General features: G+C 74.5%; 15 protein-coding genes. 6 read left to right on the top strand and 9 right to left on the bottom strand.

The features are described 5' to 3' along the window. Positions 1–114: 114 nt before the first annotated feature. The 5 genes from ACWDBB_RS31050 to ACWDBB_RS31070 all read right to left on the bottom strand — a co-directional run bounded on the left by ACWDBB_RS31050 (position 115) and on the right by ACWDBB_RS31070 (position 5,702). Entirely contained in the window at positions 115–381 is a 267-nt protein-coding gene (locus tag ACWDBB_RS31050) for a metal-sensitive transcriptional regulator (RefSeq protein ID WP_449792736.1), read from the bottom strand. A gap of 152 nt (positions 382–533) precedes the next feature. Next, positions 534–893 carry a PRC-barrel domain-containing protein gene (locus ACWDBB_RS31055; protein ID WP_449792737.1) on the bottom strand — a complete coding sequence of 120 codons (360 nt, stop codon included), beginning with the start codon at positions 891–893 and terminating at the stop codon, positions 534–536. Between the two features lie 317 nt (positions 894–1,210). Next, entirely contained in the window at positions 1,211–1,888 is a 678-nt protein-coding gene (locus ACWDBB_RS31060) for a response regulator transcription factor (protein WP_449792738.1), read from the bottom strand. Beyond that, the gene (locus ACWDBB_RS31065) at positions 1,885–3,246 is read right to left on the bottom strand and encodes a sensor histidine kinase (RefSeq protein ID WP_449792739.1); all 1,362 of its coding nucleotides are present in this window, start codon (positions 3,244–3,246) and stop codon (positions 1,885–1,887) included. Before ACWDBB_RS31065 ends, ACWDBB_RS31060 begins: the two co-directional genes overlap by 4 nt. Before the next feature lie 248 nt (positions 3,247–3,494). Then, the gene (locus ACWDBB_RS31070) at positions 3,495–5,702 is read right to left on the bottom strand and encodes an MMPL family transporter (RefSeq protein WP_449792740.1); all 2,208 of its coding nucleotides are present in this window, start codon (positions 5,700–5,702) and stop codon (positions 3,495–3,497) included. Between the two features lie 382 nt (positions 5,703–6,084). Between ACWDBB_RS31070 and ACWDBB_RS31075 the strand changes: the two genes are divergently transcribed. Genes ACWDBB_RS31075 through ACWDBB_RS31085 form a run of 3 tightly spaced genes read left to right on the top strand, consistent with a single transcriptional unit; the run spans position 6,085 to position 9,280 of the window. Beyond that, positions 6,085–7,209 (top strand): DegT/DnrJ/EryC1/StrS family aminotransferase, encoded by a 1,125-nt coding sequence (locus tag ACWDBB_RS31075; RefSeq protein WP_449792741.1) that lies wholly within the window; start codon positions 6,085–6,087, stop codon positions 7,207–7,209. 22 nt (positions 7,210–7,231) lie between these two features. Continuing rightward, on the top strand, positions 7,232–8,176 hold the full coding sequence (locus tag ACWDBB_RS31080; RefSeq protein ID WP_449792742.1) for an NAD-dependent epimerase/dehydratase family protein: 945 nt from the start codon (positions 7,232–7,234) through the stop codon (positions 8,174–8,176). Between the two features lie 12 nt (positions 8,177–8,188). Beyond that, on the top strand, positions 8,189–9,280 hold the full coding sequence (locus ACWDBB_RS31085; protein ID WP_449792743.1) for an MGDG synthase family glycosyltransferase: 1,092 nt from the start codon (positions 8,189–8,191) through the stop codon (positions 9,278–9,280). Between the two features lie 48 nt (positions 9,281–9,328). On the opposite strand, the gene ACWDBB_RS31090 is transcribed toward ACWDBB_RS31085, so the two are convergent. From ACWDBB_RS31090 to ACWDBB_RS31105, 4 genes are all read right to left on the bottom strand, one after another. Beyond that, entirely contained in the window at positions 9,329–10,099 is a 771-nt protein-coding gene (locus ACWDBB_RS31090; RefSeq protein WP_449792744.1) for a polysaccharide deacetylase family protein, read from the bottom strand. After that, positions 10,096–10,902, bottom strand: coding sequence for an SDR family NAD(P)-dependent oxidoreductase (locus ACWDBB_RS31095; protein ID WP_449792745.1), 807 nt, complete (start codon positions 10,900–10,902; stop codon positions 10,096–10,098). The genes ACWDBB_RS31090 and ACWDBB_RS31095 overlap by 4 nt, the downstream gene beginning before the upstream one ends. 115 nt (positions 10,903–11,017) lie before the next feature. Then, positions 11,018–11,899 carry a hypothetical protein gene (locus ACWDBB_RS31100; protein WP_449792746.1) on the bottom strand — a complete coding sequence of 294 codons (882 nt, stop codon included), beginning with the start codon at positions 11,897–11,899 and terminating at the stop codon, positions 11,018–11,020. A 618-nt stretch (positions 11,900–12,517) separates the two neighbouring features. Continuing rightward, positions 12,518–13,321 (bottom strand): SAM-dependent methyltransferase, encoded by an 804-nt coding sequence (locus tag ACWDBB_RS31105; RefSeq protein ID WP_449792747.1) that lies wholly within the window; start codon positions 13,319–13,321, stop codon positions 12,518–12,520. A 297-nt stretch (positions 13,322–13,618) separates the two neighbouring features. Between ACWDBB_RS31105 and ACWDBB_RS31110 the strand changes: the two genes are divergently transcribed. From ACWDBB_RS31110 to ACWDBB_RS31120, 3 genes are all read left to right on the top strand, one after another. Then, positions 13,619–14,218: an RNA polymerase sigma factor gene (locus ACWDBB_RS31110; RefSeq protein ID WP_449792748.1), complete on the top strand. Its 600-nt coding sequence runs from the start codon at positions 13,619–13,621 to the stop codon at positions 14,216–14,218. Beyond that, a complete protein-coding gene (locus ACWDBB_RS31115) occupies positions 14,215–14,946 on the top strand; it encodes a hypothetical protein (protein ID WP_449792749.1) in 732 nt (243 codons plus the stop codon). The genes ACWDBB_RS31110 and ACWDBB_RS31115 overlap by 4 nt, the downstream gene beginning before the upstream one ends. Positions 14,947–15,265: 319 nt before the next feature. Next, positions 15,266–17,677, top strand: coding sequence for an FHA domain-containing protein (locus ACWDBB_RS31120; protein ID WP_449792750.1), 2,412 nt, complete (start codon positions 15,266–15,268; stop codon positions 17,675–17,677). Positions 17,678–17,797 lie beyond the last annotated feature (120 nt).

Consider the following 17,797-nt stretch of genomic DNA (forward strand, 5'->3'; position numbering starts at 1 on the left):
GTGCCGCGCCGGGTCGGCACGCTGGGCCGCCGCGGGGGGCTGGGGGGGGGGGCTGTGGTGGACCGGTCCACCACAGCCCCCGCCGTTCCGTGCTCCCTGGGCGTGCGCCGCCGGTCAGGCCAGGGCGAGGAAGAGCTTCTCCAGCTCGGCCTCGCTCATCGGCGGGGCGTCCTCGTCGGCGGCCGCCATGCACTGGCGCATGCCGCTTGCGACGATCTTGAACCCGGCCCGGTCGAGCGCGCGCGAGACGGCGGCGAGCTGGGTGACCACGTCCTTGCAGTCCCGGCCCGCCTCGATCATCGCGATCACTCCGGCCAACTGGCCCTGCGCGCGGCGCAGCCGGTTCAGGACCGCGCCGACCGCCTCGTCGTCCACCTGCATGTCGGGGCCGCCTTTCACATCGACTGTCGATGGACAAGTGTACCCGGCGGGGTATTCATTCCCGGGTGGCGAAAGTCGTACCCGACCCACCCGCCCGGGGCGCGGATCGGCGGCGGGGACGGGTGCCGGTCGGCGGCAGTGGCGGGCGCGGCTCAGCGGCGGGCCAGGCGTCGCTCCCCGCCCGCACCGGTCGCGTACGGAAGTCCGTAGTGCGCGAACACGGCGGGCTCGTCCTCGGCGGGCAGCACGTCGTCGGTGCCGATCGCCGGAGCCTGCTTGACGACGTTGCGCGGGTACGCCACCCGGAGGTAGTCCGGTCCGGCCACCGCCCCCTCCAGCGGGACGAACACCAGGCGGCGACGGCCGGCGAACCCGACCGTGACGGTCGCGAAGAACGGCTCGTCGCTGGCCGTCTCCACGTAGACCGACTCCAGCGAACCTATGCGGCGGCTCTTCTCGTCGACCACGGCGTGGCCGCGCCACTCCCGGATGTCCGCCATTGCGATGCCCATGGCCCGGCCTCCCGCCTCCGGCTCTTCCACGGCCCTGATCCCCCCATCCTCCGTCGGGAGCGACGGGGGCGCACGACGGGCCCCGGCGCCGACCGCGTCGGCAGGTACGGCGGGGTGGCCCGCAGGCACGACCACCTTGAGCGGGGCGGGCCGTTCGATGAAGGACGGGTGGTTCGCGCACAGTCGGAGCACGTCAGTGCGGCAGTTCCGGGGAGAGCCGCGTGATCGGGGAGGCCGTGTGATCATCGCCCGCGAGGTGGAGTTCGACCGCGACGAGATGTTCGAGCTGTACGACGGACGGGAACTCCCCGGAGCACTCAGACCTGGCGGCCGGGTGGGACGAGACCGGTCTGGTAGGCGATGGCGACGAGCTGGGCGCGGTCGCGGGCGTCGAGCTTGTTCATCGCCCGGTGGACGTGGGTGCGGACGGTGAAGGGGCTGACGAACATCCGCTCCGCGATCTCCTCATTGGTGAGGCCGGTGGCGGCCATCGACATCACCTCGCGCTCGCGGGCGGTGAGGACGGCGAGCCGCTCACTGGTCGGCGTTCCGGGCGCCGGTTCGGGCTGGGCCAGGAACTGGTCGATCACGGCCCGGGTGGCGGCCGGCGAGAGCAGTGCCTCGCCCGCCGCGACAGTGCGGACGGCAGCGAGCAGCTCCTTCGGGTCGGCGCCCTTGCCGAGGAAGCCGCCGGCGCCCGCGCGCAGCGCCTGGGCCACGTACTCGTCGATCTCGAAGGTGGTGAGGATGAGCACCCGGGTGCCGGACAGCTCCTCGTCACCGCAGATCTCGGCGGTGGCGCCGAGGCCGTCGACGCCGGGCATCCGGATGTCCATCAGCACGATGTCGGGCTTGGTGGCCCGGGCGAGCGCGACGGCCTCCCGGCCGTCGGCGGCCTCGCCGACCACCTCCATGTCCTCCTCCGCGTCGATCAGCAGGCGGAATGCCCCGCGCAGCAGGGCCTGGTCGTCGGCGAGCAGTACCCGGATGGTCATGCGTGGTCCCTCTCCTCTCGGGTGGCGTCGACCGCACCGGTGGCGCCGTCTCGTCCTTCGGCTGGTGTCGGGCGATCGGTACGGGCGGTTCGCACGGCCCGGGCGGCCCGGGCGAGTTCGGCGGCGGTGAAGCCGCCCGCGGAGTCGGGGCCGTCGTCGCGGGCGCCGGTGCGCAGCGGCAGTTCGGCGGTGACCAGGAAACCGCCGCCGGGCCGCCGGTCGGCGCTGAGCCGGCCGCCGACCGCGCCGGCCCGCTCGCGCATGCCGATCAGTCCGAAGCCGCCCTCGCTCGGCGGGTGCTGCGACAGCGGGACGGCGCGGGGTCGGCCGGTCGCGCTCGGGCGGCCGTTGGCGACGCTGACCGCGACCCGGCTGCCGCTGTAGGCGAGGGTGATCTCGGCGTCGGCGCCGTGGGCGTGCTTGGCCACGTTGGTCAGTGACTCCTGGACGATCCGGAAGGCGGTGAGGTCCACGCCGGGCGACAGCGGGCGGGCCTCGCCCTCGACGGTGAGCCGGACCGGCAGGCCGGCCCGTTCGAAAGTGGTGATCAGCTCGGGCAGCCGGTCGAGGCCGGGGGCGGGTTCGAGCGGGGCGGGCTCCTCGGCGCGGCGCAGCAGGCCGACGGTGGCGCGCAGCTCCTGGAGGGCCGAGCCGGTGGCGTCGGTGATGTGACTGAGCACCTCACGGGCCTGGACGGGATGGCTGTCCATGAGGTGGACGGCGATGCCGGCCTGGGCGTTGGCGAGGGCTATGTGGTGGGCGACGACGTCGTGGAGATCACGGGCGATCCTGATCCGCTCGTCGGCGACTCGCCGCCGGGCCTCCTCCTCGCGGGTGCGCTCGGCGCGTTCGGCGCGTTCCTCGATGGCCGCGAGGTGGGCGCGGCGGTTGCGGATCGAGTCTCCGAGGGCGCCGGGCAGCAGGGCCCAGGCGAGGACGCCGAGCCGTTCGCTGATCGGACCGCCGTGGCCGAGCAGCAGGGCGATCCCGGTGAGCAGGACGGCGGTGACGACCGAGGCGCGCAGCGCGGTGGCGCGGTCCGTGCGAATGGCGAGGAAGTAGAGCGCGAGCAGCAGCGGGGACGCAAGCGTCGGAGTCAACCGGGGGCTGACGATGGCGAGCACCATCGTGCAGAGCAGCGTGACGGCGACCACCGCACGCGGGTGGCGGCGGTGGGCGAGCACGGTGACGGCGGAGACCATCGCGAGGCCGAAGGTGATCGGGTCGAACCAGGTGAGGTGGCCACCGGTCTGGTCGATGGTGGCGCCGAGGGCGGTGATTGTGATCATGGCCGCCCCGCCGGCGGCGTCGAGCAGCCGGGGGTGGTCGCGGCGCAGGCGCTGCCAGGTATCGCTCATGGTCGTGCTCTCCGGTCGGGGACGCTGGCCACGCCCGCAACCGGGCAGCTTCGGTTCCTGCCGCGCCGGCCCCCGGTCGGGGGCGCGGCGGGCCGCGTCGGGGGCCTTCGCGTGCGCGACGGCCCCCGACAGCAACGGTAACGGTTGGGACTCGAACCGGTGTCCGAGCCGTTCGGTGCCGGCCTGGCTCCGGCGGTGCCGGGGGCCAGGCCGGGCGGCGGCGGAGCGCCAGGCCGGTCGGCGCCGGCCTAGACGGTGACCGACTCCCGGCCCGGGGCCGGCTCGGGGGCGCTGGTCTCCAGCTTGCTGCCCTCGACGTCCACGTCGGGTATCAGGCGGTCGAGCCAGCGCGGCAGCCACCAGGCGCGGCGGCCGAGCAGGGCAAGGACGGCCGGGACGATGGTCATCCGGACGATGAAGGCGTCGAAGGCGACCGCCGCGGCGAGGCCCAGACCCATCATCTTGATCATCGGCTCGCTCATCCCGATGAAGCCCGCAAAGACGGCGATCATGATGAACGCGGCCGCGGTGACCACCCGGGCGTTGTGCCGGAAGCCGGTGACGATGGCCTCGCCCGGCTGCTCACCATGGACGAAGCCCTCGCGGATCCGGGTGACCAGGAACACCTCGTAGTCCATGGCGAGGCCGAAGACCACACCGATCATGAAGATCGGCATCATGCTCATCACCGGGCCGGTCTGCTCCACGCCGATCAGGTCGGCCAGCCAGCCCCACTGGAAGACCGCGACCACGGCGCCGAGCGCGGCGACCACGGAGAGCAGGAAGCCCAGGGCCGCCTTCAGCGGGACGAGGACGGAGCGGAAGACCACCATCAGCAGGAGGACGGCGAGGCCGACGACCACGGCGAGGTAGGGCACCAGCGCGTCGGACATCTTCTGCGAGACGTCGATGTTCATCGCCGTGGTGCCGCTGACCAGGACCGTCGCCCCGGTGGCCGACTTGAGGCCGGCCGCGTCGTCGCGGATGGCGTGCACGATGTCCTTGGTCTCGGCCTCGCTCGGGCCGGTCGCCGGGACGGCGTTGAGCAGGGCCGTGTCACCGGCCGGGTTGAACATCGGCGGTGTCACCGCGACGACCCCGGGCAGACCGGAGACCTTCTTGGCGACCTCGGCCGCGGCGGCCTTCGGGTCGGCGACGCCCTTGGCGTCCACCATGACCGTCAGCGGGCCGTTGAACCCGGGGCCGAAGCCCTCGGAGAGCAGGTCGTAGGCGCGGCGCTGGGTGGTGGAGGTGGGCTTGGACTCGTCGCCCGGCAGGCCGAGCCTGAGATCGAGCGCGGGGGCGGCGAGCACGCCGAGGCCGATCACACCGCCGAGCAGCACCGCGAGCGGGCGGCGCAGGATGAAGCGGGCCCAGCGGGCACCGCCGTTCTCCTTCGCGCCCCAGGCCTCGCCCTGGGCCGTACGGGCCTTTCGGGCCTTGCGGGGCAGCACCTTGCGACCGAGGAAGCCGAGCAGCGCGGGGACCAGGGTGAGGGCGACCAGCACGGCTATGACGACCGTACCGGCGGCGGCCATGCCCATCTTGGCCAGGATCGGGATGCCGACCACGGAGAGGCCGGCGAGCGCGATCACCACGGTGAGGCCGGCGAAGACCACCGCGGACCCGGCGGTGCCGACGGCCCGGCCCGCCGCCTCCTGGGGGGTGCGGCCCTCGGCGAGCTCGGCGCGGTAGCGGGAGACGATGAACACCGCGTAGTCGATGCCGACCGCGAGGCCGAGCATCATGGCGAGCGTGCCGGTGGTGGTGGAGAGCCCCAGCGTGCTGCCGAGCGCGGCGATCAGCGCCATGCCGAGGCCGACGCCGACGACGGCGGTGAGCAGCGGCAGGCCGGCCGCGACCAGCGAGCCGAAGGTGATCACCAGGACGACGGCGGACAGCGCCATGCCGATCGCCTCGCTGCTGCCGCCCGCCTCGGGCTTGGCCATCAGCGCGTTGCCGCCGATCTCGACCTTGAGCCCGGCGTCCCGGCCGTGCTGGGCGGCCTGCTCCAGGGCGTCGGTGGCGCCCCCGGACACCTCACCCGCCTTGGCGGAGTAGTTGACCGTGGCGTACGCGGTGGTGCCGTCCGAGGAGACGGCGCCCTGCATCTTGAACGGGTTCACCGCACCCGTGACCTGCTCGGAGTGGGCGACCTCGTCGACCGTCCGCTCGACCACCTGCTGGTTGGGGGCGGCGGTGATCTTCTGGCCGGAGGGGGCGACGAACACCAGGCGCGCCGAGGCCCCGTCGGCGTGCCCGCCGGGGAAGCGCTCGTTCATCAGGTCGAAGGCCTTCTGCGCTTCCGTGCCGGGCATCGCGAAGCCGTCGTCGGGTGCGGCGGGCGCCTTGGCCGCCAGGACCCCGACGGCGGCCAGCACGGCGACCCAGAGGAAGGTCACCAGCCGGCGCCGGACGAAGGCCCATCGGCCCAGACGGTAGAGGAACGTGGCCACGGGAGAGCGGACTCCTTCGGATGCGGTTCTCGGGTACGGAACATGCCGCGGCCGGCCGGAACGTCCTGGTGGACGCGGTCCGCCGCAGCATGACCAATCCTTGATCGCCGACCCCTGCTCCGTCGTCGTCCCTGCGCAGGCCGTTTGCGTACTGCGGACGCAGTAGTGCCCTCCCCCGCACGGAGGAGCGCACGCCCCGCACCGGAAGCAGCGCCCGGACCTGCGGCGGAAGCAGATGCGGTCACCCGTGCGGGCCGCGACGGCGGGCCGCGGACCGGTGGGCGAAGTAGCGTGATGTGCCTGACCCGTCCGCTGACGTGCGGTTCGGGAGGATCCGACCCGATCGGTGCTGCTTTCGCAGCCCGCCGCCGGAGGTGCCGACATGGGCGTTCCAGCCGCCCGCATCGTGTTCGACGAGAGCGACCGCGCGGCGGTCGCCGAGGCGGTGACCGAGATGCTCACCACCGGCGCGCTCACCCTCGGCCCGTGGACCGAGCGCTTCGAGCAGGCCTTCGCCGCCGAGCACGGCGCCTCGCACGCCGTCGCGGTGAGCAGCGGCACGGCGGCGCTGGAGGTGATCCTGCGCGGCATCGACGTCCGAGGCCGCGACGTGGTCGTCCCCACCGTCACCTTCTACGCGACCGCCGGCGCGGTGGTGCACGCGGGCGGCCGTCCGGTCTTCGCCGACGTCGACCCGGCCACCCTCGCGCTCTCCCCCGAGACCCTGGAGGCGGCGCTCACCCCGGACACCGCCGCCGTCGTCCTGGTGCACATCGGCGGGCTGGTCGGCCCGCAGGTCCACGCCGTGCGCGCGCTCTGCGACCGGCGCGGCATCCCGCTGGTCGAGGACGCCGCGCACGCCCACGGCAGCAGCTTCGACGGCCGCGCCGCCGGCACCTTCGGCCTGGCCGGGGCCTTCTCCTTCTACCCCACCAAGGTCACCACCAGCGGCGAGGGCGGGATGATCCTCACCGAGTCGCCGGAGCTGCGGGACTCGGCCCGGATCCACCGCGACCAGGGGAAGGGGTCCTTCACCACCAACCACCACGTGGAGCTCGGCTACTCCTGGCGGATGAGCGAGCCGCACGCCGCGATCGGTACGGTGCACCTGCGCCGGCTGAAGGAGTTCATCGAGACCCGCCGGGCCGTCGCCGGCCGCTACGACGCCGCGCTGGCCGGGCTGGACGGCCTCGACCCGGTGCTCGAACCGCCCGGCTGCCGCGGCAACTACTACAAGTACGTGGCGCTGCTGCCGTCGGGGGTGGACCGCGCGGAGTTCAAGCGGGCGCTGGCCGAGGAGCACGGGGTGCGGCTGTCCGGCGAGGTCTACGACCTGCCGCTGCACCTCCAGCCGGTGCTCGCCCCGTACCGGCGCGGGCCGCTGCCGGTGGCCGAGGACGTCTGCGCCCGGCAGGTCTGCCTGCCGGTGCACTCCGACATGACCGAGGACGAGACCGAGCAGGTGGTCGACGCCGTCTCCACGGTGTACCGGCGACTGGCCGGATAGCCGGAGCGAAGGGAGCAAGATCGTGCGGATAGCCGTCACCGGGGGCTGCGGGTTCATCGGCTCACACGTCGTGGACCACCTGATCGCGGCCGGCCACGACGTCCTCGCGGTGGACACCACCGACAAGTACCTCAATCCGGACGCCGAACACGCGCGGCTCGACGTCCTCGACCTCGAGGCCCTCACCGCGGCCCTGGCCGGCAGCGAGGTGGTCTACCACCTGGCCGCCATGGCCGACGTCGAGCAGGTGTCCGCCGACCCGGTCCGCGCGGTGCGGACCAACATCGACGGCACCGAGGCCGTGCTGGAGGCCGCCCGGCGCGGCGGCCTGAGCCGGATCGTGCTGGCGAGCACCGTCTGGGTCTACGGCGCCGCCCTGGCTTACGGTCAACTCGACGGCGACGAAGAGGAATTGGACGAACACGTGCCGATCGAGCTGGAGCACAGCGGCCATCTCTACGTGGCCACCAAGCTGGCCGCCGAGATGCTGGTGCACAGCTACCGCGAGCTCTACGGGCAGCACTTCACCATCCTGCGCTACGGCATCCCGTACGGCCCCCGGATGCGGGACGAGCTGGTCGTCGCCCGGTTCGTCCAGGCCGCGCTGGCCGGGCGGCCGATCACCATCGCCGGGGACGGCCGGCAGAGCCGCAACTTCGTCTACGTCGAGGACCTCGCCGACGCCCACGTCCGGGCCCTGTCCCCCGCCGCCGAGGACCAGACCTTCGCGCTGGAGGGCTCGACGGCCGTCTCGGTGCGGGACATCGCCGACACCGTGGACGGCCTGCTGGGGCCCGTCAGCATCGAGCACATCGACGGGCGCAAGGCCGACTACGCGGGGCGGCGGATCTCCTCGGCGCAGGCCAAGCGGCTGCTGGGCTGGTCGCCGCACACCAACTTCACCGACGGGGTGCGGCGGTACGCGGACTGGTACCGGGCCGCCGTCGGCTCGGCCGCCGGCGCCTGACGGGGCCGCCCGATGCCGCACGCCCTGCTGGTCTCCGGCTCGCTCGGGCAGGGCCACGACGTGATGGCGCAGGCCTGCGCGGACACCCTGCGGGAACGCGGCTGGACCACCCGCACCGTCGACGCCATGGCGCTGCTCGGGCAGCGCTCGGGCGCGGCCGGGGAGGCGGTGTTCCGCCGGCTGCTCGACCTGCCCGGGGTGTACGACGCCTTCCACTTCTCGGCGCTGCGGCCCGGTGCCCGGCTCGCCCTGCTCGCCGACGCGGCGGCCCGCACCCGACTGGTCCCGGCGCTGCGGGAGCTGATCGCGGCGCAGCGGCCGCAGCTGGTGGTCTCGGTGTTCGCCACCGCGACCTCGGCCGTCAACCGGCTGCTGCGGCAGGCCCCGGAGCGGGAGTTCCGGCACTTCGTGTTCTGCACCGACGTGACGCCGCACCGGCTCTGGGTGCAGGAGGGGACGGACCTGTTCCTGGTCACCTCGGAGATCGCCGCGTGCGCGGTGCGGCGGTACCGGCCGGACGCCGACATCGCCGTCGTCCCGGCGCCGCTGCGGCAGCCGTTCTACCGACCGCCGGAACGGGCCGCGGCGCGCGCGGAGTTGGGCGTGCCGGCGGGCGCCGCGTGCGTGCTGCTGATGTCCGGCTCCTGGGGGCTCGGCCCGCTCGCCCGCACCGCCGCCTCGCTGGCCGCCGCCGGGCCGCACGTGCTCGCGGTGGCCGGGCGCAACCCGGAGCTGGAGCGCCGGCTGCGGGCCGCCGCACGCCGGGAGCCCCGGCTGCACCCCTTCGGCTACACCGACCGCGTCCCCGCCCTGATGGCCGCCGCCGACCTGGTGGTCACCAGCTCGGGCGACACCTGCAGCGAGGCCAGGGCGCTGGGCCGGCGGCTGCTGCTCCTCGACGTGGTGCAGGGGCACGGGCGCGACAACCTCCAGCACGAGCTGGAGCTCGGCCACGCCGACGTCGCCACCGCCCACCCCGCCGAGGTGGTCCGCAACGCCCTCGCCGCCCTCCGCCGCCCCGAGCCCGCGCCGTCCGCCGGCGCGACACCGGCGGCCTGGCAGGCGGGGTTCGGGGCGGCGCTGCGGCGGGTCGGGCTGGGGTAGCCGCGGCTCCGGTGCGCGCCGACGCCGCCCGGGCGGGTGACCCGCCCGTCACGGCCGGCGGCCCCCGCCCGGGCCCGGGACGCGGTGGTCGCGCAGGGGGCCGAGGGTGAGGTGGTGGGTGCGGCAGTGGGCGGCGATCAGGGGGAGGGCGGCGAGGGTGGCGCGCCAGGAGCCGGGGGCGGAGGTGCAGTCGGAGTCGTGCAGCAGGAGGGTGGCGCCGGCGGTGAGGCCGGGGCGGGCGGTCGCGTGGACGGACTCGCCGGTGGCCCGCGCCGTCCAGTCGCGGCCCCAGGCCGTCCACAGCACGCTGCGCAGGCCGAGCCGGCGGGCGGCCAGCGCCGGGCCGGCGGTCAGGACCCCGTACGGCGGGCGGTACCAGAGCGGGCGGGCGCCGCAGAGTTCGGTCACGGCCTCGGTGGCGCGGCGCAGTTCGCGCAGGTCGCGGGCGGGGGCCGGGTACCACTGCTGCCGGTGGTGCCAGCCGTGGACGGCCACCTCGTGGCCGCGCAGCACCAGTTCGCGGCCGAGCGCGGGGGCGCGCTCCAGCATCGCGCCGAGCAGGAAGAAGGTGGCGCGGGCACCGAGTGCGTCCAGCGCGTCGAGGACGTACGGGGTGCTGCGCGGGTCGGGTCCGTCGTCGAAGGTCAGGGCGACGTGGCCGGGCGCGGTGCCGTGGCCGGCGGTGCGGCGGGCGAGGGTGCGGCGCAGCGGCGGCAGGCGGACGGCGGCCGGGGCGAGGTGCAGGAACTCGATCCCGGCGGCGACGGCGAGGGCCGCGGCGGCGACGGTGGCCGGGCGGTGCCCGGCGGCGGCGCTCACCCGAAGCGCGAGGCCATCCGGCGGAACACGCCCGGGGCCATGCCGTGGATGCGGGCCGGGAGGCCGAGCCAGTGCGGGACGTAGAGCCGGTCCCGCTCGGTGGTGATGGTCGCGACCACGACGTCCGCGACCCGCTCCGCCGGGACCGGGCGGGGCCGCTCGCGTTGGTAGGGCGTGCCGCGCCGGTCGAAGAACGGGGTGTCGACCGCGCCGGGCAGGACCAGGCGCACCCCCACCCCGGTGCCGCGCAGCTCGTACCAGAGGCTCTCCGCGAACATCGTCAGCCCGCCCTTGGTGGCGGCGTACCCCGACTCGTCGCGCACGCCGACCTGGCCGGCCATCGAGCCGATCAGCACGATCCGGCCGTGGCGGCGCTCCAGCATCCCGGGCAGCAGCAGGCGGACCAGGCGCAGCGGGGCGGCGAGGTTGACCTCGATCATCCGGTCCAGGGTGTCGGAGGGCGTCCGGGCGTACGGGCCGCGCCAGCCCAGGCCGGCGCTGGCGATCAGGGCGTCCACCCGGCCGGTCTCGGCCAGGGCGGCCTCGGCGAGGCGGGCCGGGCCGTCCGGTTTGCTCAGGTCCTCGGGCAGGGCGCGGCCGCCGGTGCGCTCGGCGAGGTCGTCGAGCCGGGGGCGGTCGGTGCCGGAGAGCAGGGTGTGCCAGCCGGTGTCGGCCAGGCGGGTGGCGGCGGCGCGGCCGATGCCGGAGGAGGCGCCGGTGATCAGCGCGACGGGGCGGTCGGGCGGGTCCGTGTGGCCCTTCGGGGCCGACCGCCGGGGTCGGGAGTGGGGTTCCTCCGCCATCTGGCACCTGCCGCTCTGTGGCCGTGTCGCCGTCCGTTTTGTCCGGCAAGTCACCTTCGCATGGCGGTGCCGTCCGGGCTACCGGGGCAGGACGGCGGGCTCGGTGCCGTCCGGGCTACCGGGGCGGGACGGCGGGCTCGGTGCCCCGGTGCCGGGCGGACAGCTCGGCGGACTCGCCCTCCAGCTCACCGAAGCGGGAGAGCACGATGGTGCCGCCCACCGCCACCGCGAAGCCCGTCAGCGCGCACCACTCGAAGCCGGGGCGCGCGGCGTCGCCGAGCGCCGTCACCCCGACCAGTGCCGGTCCGAAGGTCTCGGTGACCGTCCCGGCGGCGGTCGCGGCCGTCACGGTGCCGCGCTGCAGCGCCAGGGCGTAGGCGAGGTAGCCGCCGAGGCCGCCGACGACGAGGGCGTAGGCGGCCGGGTCGGTGAGGACGGCGAGCGGACCGGAGACGTCCAGGACCCGCACCGCCAGGCTGGTCACCCCGAAGCCGACCCCGGCGAGCAGCCCCAGGCCGGCCGCGGCCGCGTTGCCCTGCCGGCGCACCAGGACCAGGGTGGCGAGCAGCATGGCGGCGGTGGTGGCGAGCAGCGCCCAGTGGAAGGCGGGCGCGGCGTGGTCGCGGCCCTCCCGGCCGGAGCCGAGCGCCAGCAGGGTCAGGCCGACGACCACGGCGACGATGGCCGCGATGTCGCTCCGGCGCAGCCGCGCGCCGAGCAGCCAGACGGCGGCCACGGCGGTGACGGCCAGACCGGAGTTGGTGACGGCCTGGACGAGGAAGAGCGGCAGGGTGCGCAGGGCGACGACGCTCAGCACGAAGCCGACGATGTCCAGCAGTGTGCCGAGGACGAACTGCCAGGACCGCACCAGCGCGGTCAGCAGGCCCGCCCGCACCCGGTCGGTGCGCGGGGCGGACCGCGCCCCGCGCGCCTGGAAGACCGCCCCGAAGCCGAAGCAGACGGTCGCGACCAGCGCGGTGGTGAGCCCTAGCAGCATGCCTCTCCCTGCCTGGCGGGGCAGCATCGTCCCTCACCAGTCTGGGCCCGGCGGGACGGGGTCGCACGGGTGGGACGGACGGGGTGACGGGCATCAGTGGCATGAGCACCGTGCGGTGCGTGAACCGGGTGGCAGGCGTGACGGGACGACTGTTCCGGCCGCCGGGGCGGCCGTGGCCAGGAGCGCTCGGTCAGCCGGGCGCGCCCGCGAGCAGCGTGGCCGTCCGGGCGACCAGCGGCTCGTCCATCGGCGCCTTCTGGTCCGCGGGCTTGGTGGTGAGCACGGCGAGCAGGACGGGGCGCCCGCCGGGGTCCAGGCGATGCCGACGTCGTTGGTGGTGCCGTGCTCGCCGGTCCTGGATCTGCGGCGCGGTCGGCGGCCGGACCGGTCGCCGTGGCCGCGAGGGCCGGACCGCCGGTCGCGGCCACGACGACGGCCGCTCCCAGGCCGAGACCGAGGCCGAGACCGAGGACGGCGCGGCGGCTGTGACGGGTCTGCGAAGGCTGCGGGTGCATGCTCCTCCTCCGATCGATCGGCGCGGCGTGAGCCGCCTTCTCAATCGGAGCGACGCGGTTCGGGTGCCGATGGCTCGTCAGCAACGCTAATTCGCGCGGGATTTCACGGCCGGACGGCCACCCCCGCGTACAGCGAGACCTCCGAGGCGGCGCCGGGAACCTCGCCGGGCGCCGGCCGCCACTCCGCGATGGGCACGAGTCCGGGCTCGAGGAGGGTCCAGCCGTCGAAGAAGCGGGCGATCTCCGGCCGGAGGCGGGCCTGGGCCGCGGTGCCGGCGGCCTCGTAGATCCTGGTCAGCCTGGCGATGTCCGCGGGCGCGAACTCCGGACTGACGTGGGTCACCACCAGGGCGCTGCCCGGGACGAGAGCGGACTTGAGGTGCTCGACCAGCCCGTACGCGCCGTGGCTGTCCGGGACGAAGTGGAGCAGGGCGTTCAGGGAGAGCGCGACCGGGCGGGACAGGTCGAGGGTCTCCCGCAGGCCGGGGGCGGCGAGCAGCCGCGCCGGGTCGGTGGCGTCGGCCTCCACGTAGGCGGTGCGCCCCTCGGGGGTGCCGGTGAGCAGGGCCTGGGCGTGCGAGAGCACGATGGGGTCGTTGTCGGCGTAGACCACCCGGGCGTCGGGCCGGATGCCCTGGGCGACCTCGTGCAGGTTGGGTGAGGTGGGGATGCCGGTGCCGATGTCGAGGAACTGGTCGAAGCCGGCCTCGGCGAGCGCCCGGGTCGAACGCTGCATGAAGGCCCGGTTGACGCGGGCGGCGGCGCGCAGCCAGGGCGCGACGCCGAGGGCGTGGCCGGCGGCCTCGCGGTCGGCGGCGAAGTTGGTGAACCCGCCGAGGAAGTAGTCGTACATCCGGGCCGAGTGCGGGACGTTGAGCCGCAGGTCCACCCCGTCGTAGAGGCCCATCGCGTTCTCCCTCCGGTTCCTCTTCCGCTTCCGTTTCCGACCGGTCCCCGCCGCCCACGATAGGCGCGGACCGTCACGTTCCGGCCGTCTTCGAGCGTTTCAACCAACCAGCGACTCCCATGAGATGACAATCTGTATTCGGATTGCATCCTGGAGTGACGGGCCTGATGGAATGAGGATGGGCGCAGACAGCCCGACCCTCGGGTGGCCCGGGCGAGCAGCCGACGGCCACGGAAAGCAGGCTCGATGACGATCGACAGGAGTGCCCCGGAACGCGGGCACGGGGGCGCAACGGCCGTGTCGTACCTCCACGGGACCGGGGCGGAACCGACGGCCACCGCCGACACCGGAACCCGCTCCGAGGCCGAACTCCGCCTGGGCCTGCCGTACGTGGCCTTCTGCGAGACGCACGAACCGGCCTGGCGCGCCCTCGCCATGACCCGCATAGGCAACCGGGCCGACGCGGCGCTGGTGGTCGCGGCGGTGAAGTCCGACCTGGCCCGCTGCTGGCCGCAGGTGCTGCGGTTCGAGGAACCGGCCGCGTACGCCTGGCGGTTGGCCAACCGGCACGTCTCGGACTGGGTGGCCGTCGAGGAGCCGGTCGAGGTGGAGGCGGTCACCTTCGCCGCGGTGATCGGCGCCTTCAAGCAGGTCGCGAAGGGGCTGCTGCGCAGCGAGGCGGACGAGGTGCGGCTGTACGCGGCGATCCTCGAACTGCCGGACCGACAACGGGACGTGGTCATTCTGCGGTACCTGCTCGGCCTGCACGTCAAGGTGATCGCGGCGTACCTGGGGCGGCCGGTGGCGACCGTGCACTCCAACCTCCGGCACGCCCGGGAGCGGCTGGCCCGCCGACTCGGGGTGGGCGAACTCCCGGACGGTGGCGGCGAACTGTGACGGCGAGACCCGAGGAGGGGGCCCCGGCCGGAGCGGATCCGGCCGACGGCGCGCGCACGGTGTTCCGCGTCCCGCGGCCCGACCGCGCCCATGCGGAACGGATCGCCGCCGTACGCCGGGCCCGGCTCACGGCCGCGCCCGTCCACCTGCCGTCGGAGCACGAGCAGGCCGCCTTCGAACTCGGCCTGGTGGTGGCCCTGGTGCTGGGCGCGCCGGACGCCTCGCGCGGCCTCGACCTGCTGGTGAACGCGCGCCGGATCGAGCCGGAGGGGGCCGAGGTGTTCGGCGCGCTGCTGTACGCCACCGGCAAGGAGGAGGGCGCCGAGTTCTGGTGGCGCTTCGCGGCCGGCTCGGGCAGCGGGACGGCCGCGTACTGCCTGCACCTGCACCACCTGATGCTCGGCGAGACCGACGACGCCGACTACTGGCGGGCCTGGTCGGACCAGCTGGCGACGGCCGAACGGCCGCCCGGGCCGAGGGTGTTGCGGATGAACCGGCCGCTGCTGCCGGACGGCGTGCGGCGGGACATCCTCTCCCGGGTGCACCGGGGGCTGGCGCCGCAGCTGCCGCCGGCGCTGGTCGCGGTGATCGACCGGCTGCCGGTGCAGGACGGCGACGAGGAGGAGGTGCCGAGCCCGTGGGGGCTCACCTCGGGGGCGACCTCAGCGTGCTCCTGGGAGGGCCGTCCGTGGGGGGCGGTGGATGATCACGACGCCCCGTGGGGGTGAGCAGCCCACGGGGCGTCGTGATCATCCCTTCAGGTGAGCGCGGAGAGCTCGGCGACCACGGCCGGGCCGCGCCCGCTCCCCGCCTGCGGCCGCTCCCCGGGCCGTCGCCCTGCCCGCCCCGGCAGCGGTCGCAGAGCTGGACCGTTCGCCGGCCGAACAGCTCGCCGCCGCCGAGGAGTTCGAACTCGCCTCGGAGCACCCGGACCCCGCGGGATCGCTGAACACAGTGCTGCGCCAAGGCAATGGTCCAGTCCAATATCGCACTCCGGAACGGCACTTCGACCGCCGCGGCGACAGCGGCGGCGATAGACTGCCCACCATGGGAGAGCGCCCCGGCGCGCCCACCGCGCCGCCCCTCGTGCTGGTCACCGACAGCGACTCGCAGCTGATCGACCCGGGCCGGGCCTACCACCTCGGCCGCGACCCGACCAGCGAGATCGTGCTGGACGACCCCCGGGTCTCCTGGCACCACGCGATCCTTCGCGCCGACGACGGCCACTGGCTGCTGGAGGACGCGGGCAGCACCAACGGCACCTACGACGAGGGCCGCCGTGTCCACCAGGAGAACGTCGGCCCGGGCACCCGGCTGCGCTTCGGCGATCCGGCCGACGGCCTGTCCGCGACCTTCGCCGCCCTCCCGGTCCCCACCGCGCACCGGCGGCCGTCACTGGTCGCCCCGCACGCCTCCGGTACCTTCCGCCGCCCGAGCGCCGTCCACCGGCTGCTCGGTCACAGCGTCCGGATCGGCCGCTCCGACGACAACGACCTGGTCCTGGACAACCTGGTGGTCTCCCGCCACCACGCCGAACTGCGTGCCCTGCCCGGCGGCGGGCACGAGATCGTCGACCTGGACAGCCACAACGGCACCTACCTCAACGGCCGCCCCGTCCAACGCGCCCCGGTCGGCCCGGCCGACATCGTCGGCATCGGCCACTCCGCGTTCTGCCTGGCCGACGGCCGGCTGGTCGAGTGCACCGACACCGGCGAGATCTCCCTGGACGTCCGACACCTGGTGGTCCGGGTCGGCCCCGACCACCGGGTGCTGCTGGACGACGTCGGTTTCCCCCTCGCCGAGAAGGCGCTGCTCGCGGTGGCCGGTCCGAGCGGCGCGGGCAAGTCCACCCTGCTCAACGCCCTCACCGGGCTGCGCCCCGCCGACCTGGGCACGGTGCTGCACGACGGACGCGACCTCTACCGCGACTACGCCGAGCTGCGCCGCCGGATCGGACTCGTCCCGCAGGACGACATCCTGCACACCCAGCTCACCGTCCGCCGGGCCCTGTCCTACGCCGCCGAGCTGCGCTTCCCCGGCGACACCGACCCGCAGGAGCGGGCGGCCCGGGTCCGCGAGGTGATCCACGAGCTGGGCCTGGACGCCCGGGCCGACCAGGTGATCGCCAGCCTCTCCGGCGGTCAGCGCAAGCGGGTCAGCGTCGCCCTGGAACTGCTCACCAAGCCGTCCCTGCTCTTCCTCGACGAACCGACCTCCGGTCTGGACCCGGGCATGGAGCGCTCGGTGATGCGCATGCTGCGCGGGCTGGCCGACGACGGCCGGACGGTGGTCGTGGTGACGCACAGCGTGCTGAGCCTGAACGTCTGCGACCGTCTGCTGGTGCTGGCCCCGGGCGGGCGGACGGCGTACTACGGGCCGCCCGGCGAGGCGCTGGAGTTCTTCGGCTTCGACGAGTGGCCGGAGGCCTTCGAGGCCTTCGAGCACGAGGACCACGCCGCCTGGCAGCAGCGCTTCCGCGACTCCCCGCAGTACGCGCACTACATCGCGGCCGAGGCCTGGCACGCGCCGTGCCCCGGTCCGGCGCCGGGCGCCGGTCGAGCCCCGTACGTCGGTCAGGCACTGCACCCCGCTGCGGACCAGGGCCCGCCGGTGTCCGCCACTCCCCCGATCGCCTGGGAGAAACCGCAGGGCTGGTTCTCCCAACTCGGCACGCTGGTGCGCCGGTACACCTCGGTGCTGGCCGCCGACCGGCTCTTCCTCACCGTCATGGTGGTGCTGCCCTTCGTCATCGGCCTGATGTGCCGGGCGATGGCCGGCTCGCGGCTCTCCCCCGACAACGCCGTCAACTGCCTGCTCACGCTCTGCATCGGCGGTCTGCTCACCGGCGCCGCCAACTCGGTGCGCGAACTGGTGAAGGAGCGCGCGATCTACCGGCGGGAGCGGGTCGTCGGGCTGTCCAGATCGGCCTACCTGGTCTCCAAGGTGGTGGTGCTGGGCACGGTCACGGTGGCCCAGGCCGCGGTACTGACCGGGGTCGGCCTGGCCGGGGTGAACCTGTCCTTCGCGGTGCCGACCGGGGTGGTGATGCCGCAGCTGCCCGAGCTGATCATCGCGGTCGCGCTGCTCGCCTTCTCGGCGATGATGCTCGGCCTGGTGGTCTCGGCGCTGGTGGACAAGGAGGAGGCCACCATGCCGCTGCTGGTGCTCCTCTCGGTGGTGCAGATCGTCTTCAGCGGCCTGATGCTCAGGCTGCACGGGGTGCCGGGGCTGGAGCAGTTCGCCTGGCTGATCCCGTCCCGCTGGGGCATGTCGGCGATGGCCCGCACCGTCGAACTGCACGGCATCTTCCCGAACGCGATCACCGCCGATCCGATGTTCCGCCACCAGCGGTCCGGCTGGGTGCTGAGCATGGTGCTGCTGCCCGCGCTCTCACTGCTGTACGGCCTGGTGGTGCTGGTCCTGCTGCGGCGGCACGAGCCGAGCATCATGCGGCGCTGACGGCCTCGACGCCCGGGCCTGCCGGGCCCGACGGACAACGGACGTCGGGCACAAGGCATCGGGCAGTGACCAGCGACCAGTGAGCCCCGCGGGCTCGGGCCGCCGCCGGTAGAGTGGGAG

The organism is Kitasatospora sp. NPDC001095 (assembly GCF_053598615.1).

Bases quoted from the DNA above. Each gene is read 5' to 3' on its own strand.
- ACWDBB_RS31050 (WP_449792736.1), bottom strand. From the start codon at position 381: ATGCAGGTGGACGACGAGGCGGTCGGCGCGGTCCTGAACCGGCTGCGC.
- ACWDBB_RS31055 (WP_449792737.1), bottom strand. From the start codon at position 893: ATGGGCATCGCAATGGCGGACATCCGGGAGTGGCGCGGCCACGCCGTG.
- ACWDBB_RS31060 (WP_449792738.1), bottom strand. From the start codon at position 1,888: ATGACCATCCGGGTACTGCTCGCCGACGACCAGGCCCTGCTGCGCGGG.
- ACWDBB_RS31065 (WP_449792739.1), bottom strand. From the start codon at position 3,246: ATGAGCGATACCTGGCAGCGCCTGCGCCGCGACCACCCCCGGCTGCTC.
- ACWDBB_RS31075 (WP_449792741.1), top strand. From the start codon at position 6,085: ATGGGCGTTCCAGCCGCCCGCATCGTGTTCGACGAGAGCGACCGCGCG.
- ACWDBB_RS31085 (WP_449792743.1), top strand. From the start codon at position 8,189: ATGCCGCACGCCCTGCTGGTCTCCGGCTCGCTCGGGCAGGGCCACGAC.
- ACWDBB_RS31095 (WP_449792745.1), bottom strand. From the start codon at position 10,902: ATGGCGGAGGAACCCCACTCCCGACCCCGGCGGTCGGCCCCGAAGGGC.
- ACWDBB_RS31100 (WP_449792746.1), bottom strand. From the start codon at position 11,899: ATGCTGCTAGGGCTCACCACCGCGCTGGTCGCGACCGTCTGCTTCGGC.
- ACWDBB_RS31105 (WP_449792747.1), bottom strand. From the start codon at position 13,321: ATGGGCCTCTACGACGGGGTGGACCTGCGGCTCAACGTCCCGCACTCG.
- ACWDBB_RS31120 (WP_449792750.1), top strand. From the start codon at position 15,266: ATGGGAGAGCGCCCCGGCGCGCCCACCGCGCCGCCCCTCGTGCTGGTC.